At 68.6% G+C, this 12,560-nt stretch carries 11 protein-coding genes; 8 read left to right on the forward strand and 3 right to left on the reverse strand.

Annotated elements, in window-relative coordinates:
• Nucleotides 1-3 precede the first annotated feature (3 nt).
• The 5 genes from VFQ05_17140 (at nucleotide 4) to pgl (ending at nucleotide 6,287) form a co-directional block, all read left to right on the forward strand.
• Nucleotides 4-1,194: an MFS transporter gene (locus VFQ05_17140; protein HET9328495.1), complete on the forward strand. Its 1,191-nt coding sequence runs from the start codon at nucleotides 4-6 to the stop codon at nucleotides 1,192-1,194.
• 121 nt (nucleotides 1,195-1,315) lie between these two features.
• Nucleotides 1,316-3,064 (forward strand): DUF4331 family protein, encoded by a 1,749-nt coding sequence (locus VFQ05_17145; GenBank protein HET9328496.1) that lies wholly within the window; start codon nucleotides 1,316-1,318, stop codon nucleotides 3,062-3,064.
• A 113-nt stretch (nucleotides 3,065-3,177) separates the two neighbouring features.
• Entirely contained in the window at nucleotides 3,178-4,080 is a 903-nt protein-coding gene (gnd, locus tag VFQ05_17150) for a decarboxylating 6-phosphogluconate dehydrogenase (GenBank protein ID HET9328497.1), read from the forward strand.
• The gene (zwf, locus tag VFQ05_17155; GenBank protein ID HET9328498.1) at nucleotides 4,077-5,591 is read left to right on the forward strand and encodes a glucose-6-phosphate dehydrogenase; all 1,515 of its coding nucleotides are present in this window, start codon (nucleotides 4,077-4,079) and stop codon (nucleotides 5,589-5,591) included. The genes gnd and zwf overlap by 4 nt, the downstream gene beginning before the upstream one ends.
• Nucleotides 5,592-5,645: 54 nt before the next feature.
• Entirely contained in the window at nucleotides 5,646-6,287 is a 642-nt protein-coding gene (gene pgl, locus VFQ05_17160; protein HET9328499.1) for a 6-phosphogluconolactonase, read from the forward strand.
• On the opposite strand, the gene VFQ05_17165 is transcribed toward pgl, so the two are convergent.
• The 3 genes from VFQ05_17165 to VFQ05_17175 all read right to left on the reverse strand — a co-directional run bounded on the left by VFQ05_17165 (nucleotide 6,284) and on the right by VFQ05_17175 (nucleotide 9,652).
• Entirely contained in the window at nucleotides 6,284-8,254 is a 1,971-nt protein-coding gene (locus VFQ05_17165; GenBank protein ID HET9328500.1) for a tetratricopeptide repeat protein, read from the reverse strand. The two genes, pgl and VFQ05_17165, sit on opposite strands and share 4 nt — an antisense overlap.
• A complete protein-coding gene (locus VFQ05_17170) occupies nucleotides 8,238-8,570 on the reverse strand; it encodes a transposase (protein HET9328501.1) in 333 nt (110 codons plus the stop codon). The genes VFQ05_17165 and VFQ05_17170 overlap by 17 nt, the downstream gene beginning before the upstream one ends.
• Before the next feature lie 119 nt (nucleotides 8,571-8,689).
• The gene (locus tag VFQ05_17175) at nucleotides 8,690-9,652 is read right to left on the reverse strand and encodes a glycosyltransferase family 2 protein (protein ID HET9328502.1); all 963 of its coding nucleotides are present in this window, start codon (nucleotides 9,650-9,652) and stop codon (nucleotides 8,690-8,692) included.
• 61 nt (nucleotides 9,653-9,713) lie between these two features.
• Here VFQ05_17175 and VFQ05_17180 point away from each other — a divergent pair, with 61 nt between their 5' ends.
• From VFQ05_17180 to VFQ05_17190, 3 genes are read left to right on the forward strand one after another with little or no spacing between them, the layout of a single operon-like run.
• The gene (locus VFQ05_17180) at nucleotides 9,714-11,096 is read left to right on the forward strand and encodes an FAD-dependent oxidoreductase (protein HET9328503.1); all 1,383 of its coding nucleotides are present in this window, start codon (nucleotides 9,714-9,716) and stop codon (nucleotides 11,094-11,096) included.
• Nucleotides 11,093-11,515, forward strand: coding sequence for an OsmC family protein (locus tag VFQ05_17185; GenBank protein ID HET9328504.1), 423 nt, complete (start codon nucleotides 11,093-11,095; stop codon nucleotides 11,513-11,515). Before VFQ05_17180 ends, VFQ05_17185 begins: the two co-directional genes overlap by 4 nt.
• A gap of 29 nt (nucleotides 11,516-11,544) precedes the next feature.
• Nucleotides 11,545-12,558, forward strand: coding sequence for an alpha/beta hydrolase (locus VFQ05_17190; GenBank protein ID HET9328505.1), 1,014 nt, complete (start codon nucleotides 11,545-11,547; stop codon nucleotides 12,556-12,558).
• Nucleotides 12,559-12,560 lie beyond the last annotated feature (2 nt).

A 12,560-nucleotide genomic window follows, 5' to 3' on the forward strand; every position in this document is an offset into this window, starting at 1 on the left:
CCCATGCGACGCTGGAACGCAAGGCTCGGTCTGCTCTCGTTCGGTCACTTCACCGTCGATGCCTACTCCAGTTTCTTCACGCCGCTCCTTCCGCTGCTGGTCGCCAAGCTCGATCTGAGCCTCACCCGAGTCGGCACGCTGGTGGCGTTCATGTCGCTGGCCTCGTCGATGAGCCAGCCCTTGTTCGGGCTGTTCTCGGACCGGATGCGGCATCCCTGGTTCATCGCGCTCGGACCGCTCGCTGCGGCGGTATTCATCAGCGGGCTCGGGATGGCGCCCAATTACGGGAGCCTGGTCGCGCTGCTGATGCTCGGCGGCTTCGGGGTCGCGGCGTTCCATCCGCAGGCCGCCTCGCTCGCGGGCGAAGCCTCCCCGAGCCGCGGAATGGCGATGGCCTGGTTCGTCACCGCCGGAACGCTCGGCTTCGCGCTCGGGCCCTTGCTCGCCGTCGGTCTGGTGCACGTCGCCGGCCTGGAGCGCAGCTGGCTGGCCGCGATTCCTGGCGTGATCATCTCGGTGTTCATGCTCACGGTGATCGGCAAGGTGCGGCCGGTCCACAAGGCACCGAGCGAGCGCCCGCGGCTCGCCGAGCTGAGGCCGATGTTGCGGCCGCTCCTCCTGCTCTACTTCGCGGTCGTCTCACGCTCGGCGGTGTCCTACGGGTTTCTCACCTTCCTGCCGCTGCAGCTCACGCAGAGAGGTTATTCGGTGGTGCAGGCCGGTGGCGTGGTTTCGCTCTATCTGGCGTGCGGGGCGATCGGAGGATTCTTCGGCGGCTGGCTGGCCGACCGCTGGGGAGGACGGCGCGTCGTGGTCGCCTCGTTCCTCGGCGCGGTGCCACTCTACTTCCTCTTCCTCTTCGCGCCCGATCCGTGGGGGCTCACGAGCCTGGTGCTGGGCAGCTTCGTGCTCCAGACCTCGCTACCGGTCAATGTCGTCATGGGTCAGGAGCTGTCGCCCCGTCATGCGTCGACGATCTCGAGCCTGCTGATGGGCGCGGCGTGGGGGCTGGGTGCGCTGCTCATCGGCCCGATCGGTGCGCTGGCCGATCGCTGGAGCATTCAGTGGGCGCTGTTCTCGCTCGCATTCCTGCTCCTCGGGGGCCTCTTCTGCGCGATCGCGCTGCCGATTCAAGGCCGCCACGCCGAGCCGGTCGAGGTCGGCCAGCCGGTCAGCTCCGCCGCCGGACGCTAGCTCTCTTCTCATCCACTCGCCTTCCTGCGCCGTAGCGCCTGTGACTCCCGGAACCGGGAGCGCTCGCGGGTCCGCCCGCATCCCCTGGCGCGCGACCGATCGCGCAGGAAGGAAGTTCGCCATGCGTTTGAACGTATCGTCCCGGATCACGGCGTGGGGAATCGCCGCGATTTCGGTGATCATTCCACTGGCGGCGCTCGCCTCGAGTCACAGCGAAGCGCCGGGCACCGCCAAGGACCGACTCGCGGACGACACCGACGTCTACGCCTGGGTGGCGGCCGATGCCCCTCAGGCGGTGACCTTCGTCGGCAACTGGGTGCCCCTGCTCGAGCCCAACAGCGGCCCCAACTTCGGCGCCTTCGACGACGAAGCCATCTACTACATCAACGTGGACAACACCGGCGACTCGCGGAAGCACGTGCGCTTCCAGTTCAAGTTCCAGACCATCCGTCGCACGGGCGCCACGTTTCTCTACAACACCGGTCCGGTGACGTCGCTCGACGATCCCGACCTCAACGTGCGGCAAACCTACACGCTCACGCGCATCGACGTGGTGAACGGCGTCGAGCAGGAGACCATGCTGGGCACCAATCTCCCGGTGGCGCCGTGGTTCGTGGGTCCGGTCTCGATGCCCGACTACGCCTCGCTCGCGAAGGCCGCGGTCCAGGATCTGGCGGGCGGCTACCGGGTATTCGTGGGTCCGCGGGACGATCCGTTCTTCGTCGATCTGGCGGCGGTGTTCGACCTGCTCACCATTCGCAAGCTGCCGGGTGACAAGGGCAAGGGTGTGGACGGTGTGGGTGGCTACAACGTGATGACCATCGCCCTGCAGGCGCCGATGACGAAGCTCACCAAGGATGGCGCAGCGCCATCGGCCGCGCTCGCCAACAACATCCTGGGGATCTGGGATACGGCGGAGCGGCCGGCGAACCGGACGATCAACGCCGACGGCTCGGTGAGCGTCAGCGGTCCGGAGGTCCAGGTGTCGCGGCTCGGCATGCCGCTGGTCAACGAGGTGGTGATTCCGCTCCAGGACAAGAACAAGTTCAACGCCAGCGAGCCGGCCGGCGACGTCGCCAACTTCGGCGCGTACGTCGTCGATCCGGAGCCGGCGAGGCTGCTCAACCTGCTCTACGGGATCTCGGTGCCGCCCGCGCCGCGCAGCGACCTGGTTGCCGTGTTCGCCACAGGTGTCCCGGGGCTCAACCAGCCCGCCAACGTGTCGCCGGGGGAGATGATCCGCCTCAATCTGCTGATTGCCCCGACGGCTTCGCCCAATCGCTTCGGGGTGATCGCCGGCGACCTGGCCGGCTTCCCCAATGGACGCCGGCTCGCCGATGACGTGGTCGACATCGAGCTCCGGGTGGTCGCGGGCGTGCTGGTGGATGGATTCGACATCGCGCCCAACAATCAGCTCGGCGACGGCATCGACGCCAACGACAAGCCTTTCCTTCCGTACTTCCCTTACGTGGCGCCGCCTCACAACCCGCTCGCGCACACGCATCATCCAGAGCAGCGCGGACCGGTCGCCGTCAGCTTCGCGGAGGTGTCCCCCTGGACCCATCCGCGCACGACGGCGGGGATGACCGGGGCAAGCCGGGCGACGCTCGAGCTGCTCGGCGGCAACCCGGCCGACGCGTCGCGGCTGCAGTACACGCTGAGCCGCGCGGCTCGCGTCTCGCTCAAGATCTACGACCTGCAAGGCCGGGCGGTGCGCACGCTGGTCGACCAGGATGGAGCACCCGGCACGTTCGTCACCTCATGGAACGGCACGGACGACGGCGGGCGCGCGGCCGGTAAGGGTCTGTACTTCGCGCGCTTCGTGGTGGATGGCGAGCTGAGCGACACGCGCAAGATCACGCTGCGCTGAACCTCGCTCCCAACCGGCGGGCCTGGCTCATTCGAGCTGGGCCCGCTTGGTGTGCTTGCAAGCCGGCCCCGCGCGCGGTTTGATCGTGACTCACCCTCATCACGGGAGCGCGCATGGAGCTCGGATTCGTCGGTCTCGGTCGGATGGGACTCAACATGACCCGGCGCCTGCTGGGAGGGGGCCACCGCGTCGTGGCCTACGATCGGGACGCCGGTCCGATCGGGAGCGCCCGCGATGCCGGCGCATCTCCGGCAAAGTCGCTGGCCGAGCTGGTCGGCGCGCTCGCGCCGCCGCGTGCGGTATGGGCCATGATCCCCGCGGGATCCCCGGTCGACGAGTGGATCGAGGCGATGATCCCGCTGCTCGGGCGCGGAGACCTGCTGATCGACGGTGGGAACTCCCACTACAAGGACTCGCGCCGCCGCCACCAGAGGCTCGCCGAAGCCGGCCTGGCCTACGTGGACGCGGGAACTTCGGGGGGGATCTGGGGGCTCGAGATCGGGTACTGCATGATGCTCGGCGGCGATGGCGCGGCAATCGCGCGACTCGCACCGGCGCTCGACACGCTCGCGCCGCCCGGCGGATGGATGCACGTCGGCGGAGCCGGCGCGGGGCACTACTGCAAGATGATCCATAACGCGATCGAGTACGGCATGATGCGCGCGTACGGCGAGGGCTTCGAGCTGCTGGACGCCAGTGACTACGACTTCGACCTGGCGGCGATCGCGCGGCTCTGGAACCAGGGCGGAGTGGTCCGCTCGTGGCTCCTCGAGCTCGCCGCGAGCGCGTTCGCCAAGGATCCTGGCCTCGAGAAGATCCGAGGCTACGTGGACGACTCGGGCGAAGGCCGCTGGGCGGCACAGGAGGCCATCGACCGCGCGGTCCCCGCCGAGGTCCTGGCACTGTCGCTGATGGGGCGCTTCCGGTCGCGGCAGGCCGACTCCTTCCGCGACAAGGTGCTCGCCGCGCTGCGCGCGGAGTTCGGAGGGCATGCCGTCCAGGAGACCCGCTCGTGAGCACGACGCGCATCGAAGCCGTGATGCCCGAGGCTCCTGCGCCGCACCCGCGCAAGGCGCCTCCGTGCGCGCTGGTCGTGTTCGGGGCCAGCGGCGATCTCACGCGCCGCAAGCTGGTGCCCGCGCTCTACAACCTGGCGCTCCAGGGCACGCTGCCCGAGCGCTTCGCCACCGTGGGCGTGGCGCGGCATCCGATGACGTCGGAAGAGTTCCGGAGCCAGTTGCTCGCCTCGGCCGACGAGTTCTCGCGCCGGCGCCCCGAAGCGGCGACCTGGGAGCGTTTCGCCGAGCAGCTCGAATACGTGCGAGGCGAGTTCGCCGACCGCGGCACGTACCGCAGTCTCGCCGAGACGCTGCAGCGTCTGGATCGCGAGCGCGGCCTCGAAGGCAACCGGCTCTTCTACCTGGCGACGCCGCCGTCGGAGTTCGGGGTCATCCTGCGCGCGCTGCGCGAGGCGGGCCTCGTCACCCCGCACCGCGGCTCCCCGTGGACGCGCGTGATCATCGAGAAGCCGTTCGGCCACGACCTCGAGTCGGCCCGCGCCCTCGATCGCCTGGTGGCCGAGACGCTCCACGAGTCGCAGACCTTCCGCATCGACCACTATCTGGGCAAGGAGACGGTCCAGAACATCCTCGTGCTGCGATTCGCGAACAGCATCTTCGAGCCGATCTGGAACCGGAAGTACGTCGACTACGTCGAGATCGCCGCCGCGGAGACCATTGGCGTCGAGCGGCGCGGGAAGTTCTACGACCAGAACGGGGTGCTGCGCGACATCGTGCAGAACCACTTGCTCGGGCTGCTGGCACTGACCGCCATGGAGCCGCCGACGACTGGATCGGCGGACGACATCCGCAACGAGAAGCTCAAGGTCCTGAACGCGCTTCGCGATCCGTGGGCGGACACCATCCCGCGCGACGTCATCCTCGGCCAGTACCGCGGCTACCGGCAGGAACCCGACGTCGCCCCGAATTCCCGGACACCCACCCTGGCCGCGCTTCGCGTGTTCGTGGACAACTGGCGCTGGCAAGGCGTGCCGTTCTACATGCGCGCGGGCAAGCGAATGGCCAAGCGCATCACCGAGATCGCGATCCACATGCAGCCCATCCCGCTGTCGCTGTTCGGGCGGGAGGACATGTGCAATCCGGTCGCGCCGAACGTGCTGACCCTGCGCATCCAGCCCGACGAGGGCATCCAGCTGGAGTTCGCCTCGAAGATCCCTGGCGACGACCTCCGGGTCGGCAAGGTGAAGATGGACATGAGCTACGTGGAGACCTTCGGCGGCGAGCCGCCCGAGGCCTACGAGCGTTTGCTGCTGGACGCGATGCGCGGCGACCTCACGCTGTTCTCCCGCCGCGACTGGGTGGAAGCCTCATGGGCGTGGATCGATCCGATCATCCAGCACTTCGAAACGTCGTCGAAGGAGCCATGCGTCTACGAGCCGGAAACCTGGGGACCCCAGGAATGCCACGAGTGGATGCGCCGTGATCGCCGTTCCTGGCGCGAGCTCTGATTGACCCAGCTCTTCCAAACCAGCTCCAGGCAGTTCGCGCCGGAGGCGTTTTCCATGATCTTGGCGATGGCGAAGCCTCTGCCCACGAATCGAGGGATGCGGATCGGACTCTCCGGTGGCAGGACCCCGGCTGATGTCTACCGACGCCTCGGTTTGGTGTCGGGCCCATTCGACTGGTCGGGCCCCACGTTCTTCTTCGCCGACGAGCGAGATGCTCCGCCCAACGAGCCGGAGAGCAACTACTGGATGGCGCGCAAGCTCTGGTTCGAGCCTGCGGGAGTCCCGCCGGACCATGTGCATCGCATGAAGGCGGACGCGGCGGACCTCGAGGCCGCCGCCGCCGATTACGACGCGCTTCTCGAGGCGCCGCTCGACCTTCTGCTGCTCGGCATCGGCGAGGACGGCCACATTGCTTCGCTCTTCCCTGGCTCGCGCTGGCTGGAGGAGCGCGTGCGCCGCGTCGTTCCTGTCTATGACAGCCCCAAGCCGCCGCCACGACGCCTGACGATCACGCCGCGCGTCATCGAGGAGGCTCGCGAGGTCCTGGTGTTGGCGGCAGGGGCTACGAAGGCGCATGCGGTCGCGGCCGCGCTGGCCGAGCAGGGAGAGGTGTCCCGCACGCCCGCGCGCCTGGCGCGTGGCAGGATGTGGCTCATCGACGAGGACGCGGCCTCGGAGTGGGTGCGGGCCCGCTAGGGTTGCTGAAGCTGGCGGATGGAATGCCTCGCCAAGTCGCGATCCTCTTCCTCGCGCAGCGCTCGCCGATAGGCGGCGATCGCGCCTTTCGCGTCTCCGATCATCTCGTGCGCCATGCCCTGACGTAGCGCGAGCCCCGGCGTGTCGGGCGCGATGCGATACGTCTCGTCGAAATACCTGACCGCGGCCGGTCCGTCCTGCCGGCTCAGCGCCATGAGTCCCAGCCACATGCTGGCTCGCGAGTGCGCGGGGGAGGCGGCGCGCGCCCGCAACAGCTCCGCCTCGAGGCGCACGCGCAGGCCGCTGTCGGCTCGCGCCTGCTCGGAGAGCGTGAGCATGCCGATGTAGTCCGGGGTGAAGTAGCGATATGCTCTCGAGCTTGCGATGGCCGGGTAGCGGTTCCAGCGCAGGTAGAGGAGTCCCGAATCGTCGTAGAAGATCAGACCCCACTCGAGCCGTCGTGAGATGTTGACCGCCATCCGATCCTCTGTGCTCTGCGGAGGCTGAAGGATGAGGTAGTCGAAGTCCGATTGGTCGAGCAGCGAATCGAGCGCGAACTGATCGCTGAGCGAGCGGGCATACAGCGAGCGAAGCTCGGGGGTCACGTGTCCGCGCCGGTCGATCAGCGGCGGAGTCTCGTCGCCGCGCGCCCACAGCAGGTACCCACCCTGGTGGGCGGTGTTGAGCATCCGACCCTCGAGACCGAGCGACTCGGCGAGCGCGGCGGCGCCCACCGGCATCGACTCGAGTCGCGGATGCGCGCCGAGCGGCAGGGGCAAGGTGACCAGCCAATAGAACCCGGCGAGACATGCGGCGACGGGCGGGACCAGCAGCGCGCCGCGGAGCAGCCAGCGTCCCCGTGGCGCAAAGGCCACGGCGAGCACCACGAAGCTCGTCCACGCCGCCAGGCCTCGAAAGCGGAACTGGGTCGTCGCGAGCGCCATCCCGCCGAGCGCGATCAGGGTGAGCGCGGGCGAGGCTTGCCACATCCTTCGTCCGCCGGCGAGGAGGGCGAGGAGCCACAACGCGAGCAGCGCGGTGAACGGCTCGGCGCGATCCGCCGTCCAGCTCCAAGGCCGCAGCTCGGGAAGGATTCCGAGCGGGTCGAAGCTCGCGCGCAGAAAAGCCAGAGGACGTGCGAGCCATTCGAGCGGGCGCGGCACGACCGCGGAGGCGGCCCACAGAACGAGTCCGAGCCCGGCCCACGTCGCGACGCGCGAGGGTGACCGAACCGAGGCGGGCGGAACGGCGTGTCGCTCAGGCCCCTCACCGATGTGACCCGGCGCCTCTGGCGAAGCGGCATCGCCCGCCGCCTCCTGGGATCTGCGGCGAGCCCGGCGCTGGTCGATCCACGCGGTGGCCGCGTACGCCCACGCGATCAGCGGACCGAATGCCCAGCCTCGATGAATGTTCGCCCAGAGGATCTGGGCCGGGACCAGCCAGCGGGTGCGGTCTCGCCCGCGGCGCGCCTCTTCGAAGCGCACGGCCGCGAACAGCACGAAGGCGATGAAGAGCTGCTCGGGCCGGGGCTCGAAGCCTTCGCGGGCGACGGCGAGCAGCAGGGGGACGAGGAGCGCCAAGGCCCACGTGGCGGCGTCGAGGAGGAAGGCGAGGCGGATGGCCAGCGCCATGGCCGCCGCGGCCCACGCCGCTCTCCACAGCGCGACGCCGAGGTCACCGCCGACGCGGTGGATCTGATAGAGCGCGACGTCGAACAGCCACTCCGACAGCCAGGGAGACTGTCCGTGGGCGCCTTGCGACCACGTCTCCTGGCTCGGCAGTCCGTGCTGGCTGATCGAGCGGCCGGCCGCGAGATGGAACCAGTAATCGGGATCGTCGCTGCGATGGAATGCCGCGAGCGCGGCCAGGCCAACGATCGCCGCCCACACCCAGACCGGGGGAGTGGTCCGGGGGCGGGGATCCGTGGCGGAAGAGGGTTCGGTGGTCGAGCTAGGCTTTGCGGGCACGGCCGCGCGCGCGGAAGACCGTATCCAGGTAGCTGCTGACCTCGTTGCGAACGATCGTGGGGAGAATCTGGCGCACCTTCGCCTGAACTTCGGTGCGAACCTGCTGCTCGAGGCTTCCGCCGTTGGTGGAGCGTAGCGTGGCTCCCGAACGACGGCCGGCGCCATACTTGCGCCGCCACGAGTAGTAGGTCACCGGGGTCACGCCGAACCGCTTCTGGACTTCGATCGCGGTCAATCCTTCCTTCTGGGCGGTCGCCAGAACCATCGAGCGCTTCTGGTTGCTGTACGAGGTTCGCTTGCGACGTGCTTTTGCCATTGCATCCTCCCGGGTGGACTCGTCATGTGCGAAGCACAATCCACTACGCCATAGCGACTGGCGGCATGTCAAACAAGATGAATGCGAATCATGTGCGATTTGTTCGTCTTCATACAAGCTCAGGCAATGAATGCGAAGTCCGCGCCCTCCGTCCATGCCTGAGAGCGAAGCATCGAGCGCCAGCGCTCGCGGGCCGGCGCCGCGCCGAATACGAGCAGCACGGGTGGAACGAGCCCGGAAGCGGCGCCGGCCGCAGGCCGGCCCATGGCGCGCCACCTCGGTTGGTATCCAGCGCGGGTGAGAACTCCACGCCATCGTTCCAGGCTCGCGCCCACACCGATGAGCGTCGGAGCGGTGCAACCACGAAGCAGGCGCCGCTCCAGCGCTTCCATGCGGAGCGCGTCGAAGGCAGCCTGAGCGTATCGAGGATCGGTGTGCGTAGCGCTCGCGGCGTGCTGGCGCCACCAGTACAACACGCGCGGCACCTTCGCGAAGCGCGCCCCGGCTTCGAGCAGCCGCAGCCAGAGATCCACGTCCTCGGGCCAGCCGCGATCGCGCCAGCCGCACGCATTCGCCAGCACGACGCGCCGGATCATGGCGGTGCCGTGCGCCAACGGGCTGTCGACCAATGCCTCGCGGGCCATGGCCTGGTGTGTGCCGAGGCGGTTGTGCCATCCCACCCAGCGGCGCATGCCGGCGCCGCGGAAGCCGCGGGGCAGTAGTCCCACGCGACAGCCGACCACCGCGACGCCGGGATTCGTCACGAGCAGGTCGTGCTGACGCTCGAAGCGCTCGGCGTGGGAGACATCGTCGGCATCATGGCGCGCGATCAGCCCGCCTTGCGCCTCTTCGAGTCCGGCATTGAGCGCCGCCGGCAGGCCCCGCGCTTCCTGCCGTCGCACGCGCAGGCGCCGCTCGCGGCGGGCGCAACGCTCGAGCGCCTCGCCCGAGCCGTCGGTCGAGCCGTCGTCCACCGCGATCACCTCGAAGTCGCGCAGCGTCTGGCGCCACAGCGAGGCGAGGGCGTCGCCGAGATAAGGGCCGGCATTCCGCACCGGCATCAGCACCGAGATCGTCGGCATGCGGTGACGTTATCAGCGATCGGCAGAGCCGCGCGAAGCACGTGATATCCTGCGAGACGTCATGGCGGGCAAGCGCCTTCTCATCCTGGGCGGTGGTTTCGGGGGTCTCGATGTCGCGCGAGCGGTCGGGCGGTCACGCCACGCGCTCGGGTACTGGGACACGCTCCTGATCGACAAGGAGAATTTCTTCCAGTTCAATCCGCTGCTCCCGGCGGTGGCGGTGGGCGCGGTGGAGACGCGGCACATCGTCTATCCCCTGCGCGAGATGGCCCGGCATCGGCACATCCGCTTCCACAAGAACAAGGCGATCGCCGTCGATCTGGCGCGACGCGAAGTGCGGCTCCACAACGAGCTCGTCGTCCCGTTCGACGTCCTGGTCATCGCGGTCGGGAGCGTCACCGACTACTACGACGTTCCCGGTGCCTCCGAGCACACGCTTCCGTTCAAGACGATCGTGGACGCGATGACGATCCGGGCGCGCGTCGTCGAGCTGTTCGAGATGGCCGAGCAGGCGCAGAGCGTGGAGCAGCGCCGCCGTTTGCTCTCGTTCGCCGTCGTCGGCGGAGGCGTCACCGGTGTGGAGGTGGCGGCCGAGCTGATCGAGATGGCCAGGGAGACGTTGCTGCCGCACTATCCCAGCCTCTCGGCATCCGATCTATCGATCACGTTGCTGGAAGCCAGTGATCGCCTGGTGCGCACCGCGCGGCCCGCGCATTCGGAATATGTGCTCCGCTTCCTCGAGCGGCGCGGCGTGAGGGTCCATCTCGACGCGGCGGTGGCCCGAGTGCAGAGCAAGTGCGTGCGGCTCGTCTCGGGGCAGTTCGTCGAGGCGTTCACCATCCTGTGGACCGCCGGCGTGCGTCCTCCCGATCTGGTGAGGAGCCTGCCGCTGCAGCGTCTGGAGGACGGCCGGGTCCGGGTGGACGAGTTCTTCCGCGCGCTCTCACCCGACGGGCGCGCGCTCGACGACGTGTACGTCATCGGCGATTCGGCCGGGGCCGCCAAGCCGGAAGGCGGCTTTCACCCGCGACTGGCGCAGACCGCGGTCGCCATGGGGAGCTATCTGGGCCATGCGCTGGTGCGGCGCGCGGAGTCCAAGAGTGTCGAGCCGTTCCGCTTCCACGAGCCGGGCTACATCATCTCGCTCGGACAGCACAGCTCCGTCGTCGATCTCTTCGGCATTCCCTTCTCGGGCCGCCTCGCGTGGCTGGTGTGGGCGGCCAGCTACCTGATCAAGATGGTGGGTCTGCGCAAGCAGATCGAGGTCGGGCTCGACCACCTCACGCATCTGGTCTTCCAGCACGACTCGTCTCAGATCCTGAGCCGCCGTCAGGTGCTGAGCGACGAGGAGATGAACCTATCGCTGCGGCCCCCGCGCACCGTGGAGGAGAGCCGCGGCGAGGAGCCTGAGCGGATGGCATCGGGAAGCGGAGGCGCCGCGTGAGCTACCGCGCGAGCGTCGTGCTCGAGACGGTCGAGGCGCCTGGGGAGCGTTTCTCGGTGCGCTTCGAGAGCGGCGCCACGGTCCCGGTCGACAACACCTCCAGTCCCGAGGCGGCGAGCCCGGTGCAGATGGTGCTGGTAGCGCTCGGCGGCTGCTCCGCGATCGACGTGCTGCAGATCCTCCGCAAGAAGCGCCAGGTCGTGCTCGGCTACGAAGTGGTGGTCGAGGGCCGGCGGCGCGCCGAGTACCCGCGCATCTTCACCCACATCGAGATGTTCCATCGCCTCCGAGGCCGCAACCTGAATCCCGCCGCCATCGCCGACGCCATTCGGCTGTCGGACACCAAGTACTGCTCCGTGCACGCCATGCTCGAAGGAAAGGCGAAGATCACCAGCCGATTCGAGGTCCTGCCGGTCTGAGTGACGGCGTCCCGTGGAGTGACCCGACCATGAACGCACGCGTTCTCATGCTCGCGATCGCGCTGGTCGCCGGCGCCTGCAGCGGGTCGACCGCGCAGGCTCAGGCGCCGCAGGACTCCACGCTCGACAATCTCGCTCACGATGCCGGTTACGTGACCGCCGCGCCCGGGAAGCTCGGCGCCGTGGTGGAACGCGGCAAAGGGCCGATCGACATGGTGCTGGTCTCCGGCTTCGGTCTCGGCGCGTCGGCGTTCGAGAGCTTCATGCGCCGCAACGAGGCGCGTTATCACATGCTGGCGGTCACGCTCCCGGGCTTCGAAGGGACCGCGGCGCCGCCCATGCCGCCCGCGGGCACGAGCTATGGCGAGCAGACATGGACACGCGCGGCGGTCGAGGCCGTGGCGGCGCTCATTCGTGAGCGCAAGCTCAAGCGGCCCGTGCTGGTCGGCCACTACCTGAACGGCACCCAGGTGGCCACCGAGGTCGCGGCCCGGCATCCCGATCTTTCGCGGGCTCTGATCCTGCTGGCCGGAACGGCGCTCTACGAGCCGACTCGGCCGAGCCGCTTCTGGCCGCGCGGGCTCACGGTCGAGAAGCGAACTGCAATGGTCGATCAGTTCCTCGCGCCACGCTGGTTCAAGACGGTGACGCGGCAGACCTGGGTCCGTGGAAACTTCGTCGCCACCGACTTCTCGGTCGACTCCACCCTCGGTCGCACGTTCGCCGACCGGGCGAATGCGCCGCCGCTTCCGGTCCTGATCCGTTATCTATGCGAGTTCCACGCCTCCGACGTGCGACCGAGCCTCTCGAAGTCGAATCAGCCCCTGCTGCTGATCGAGCCCACCTTCACGCCCGCGCTGCGCGCGGATACGACGCGCGCCTACCTCGGCAGCTACTTCAGCGAAGGCTGGAAGGGGGTGTTCGACGAGCGCAGGCGCACCCAGGCCATGGCGCTCGATCAGAGCGGGATTCTGGTGATGGAGGATCACGCGGCCGAGGTGGACCAGGCGATCGCGGAGTTCCTCAAGCGTCACGCGCGGTAGGC

The organism is Candidatus Eisenbacteria bacterium (genome assembly GCA_035712145.1).
GTDB lineage: Bacteria > Eisenbacteria > RBG-16-71-46 > RBG-16-71-46 > RBG-16-71-46 > DASTBI01.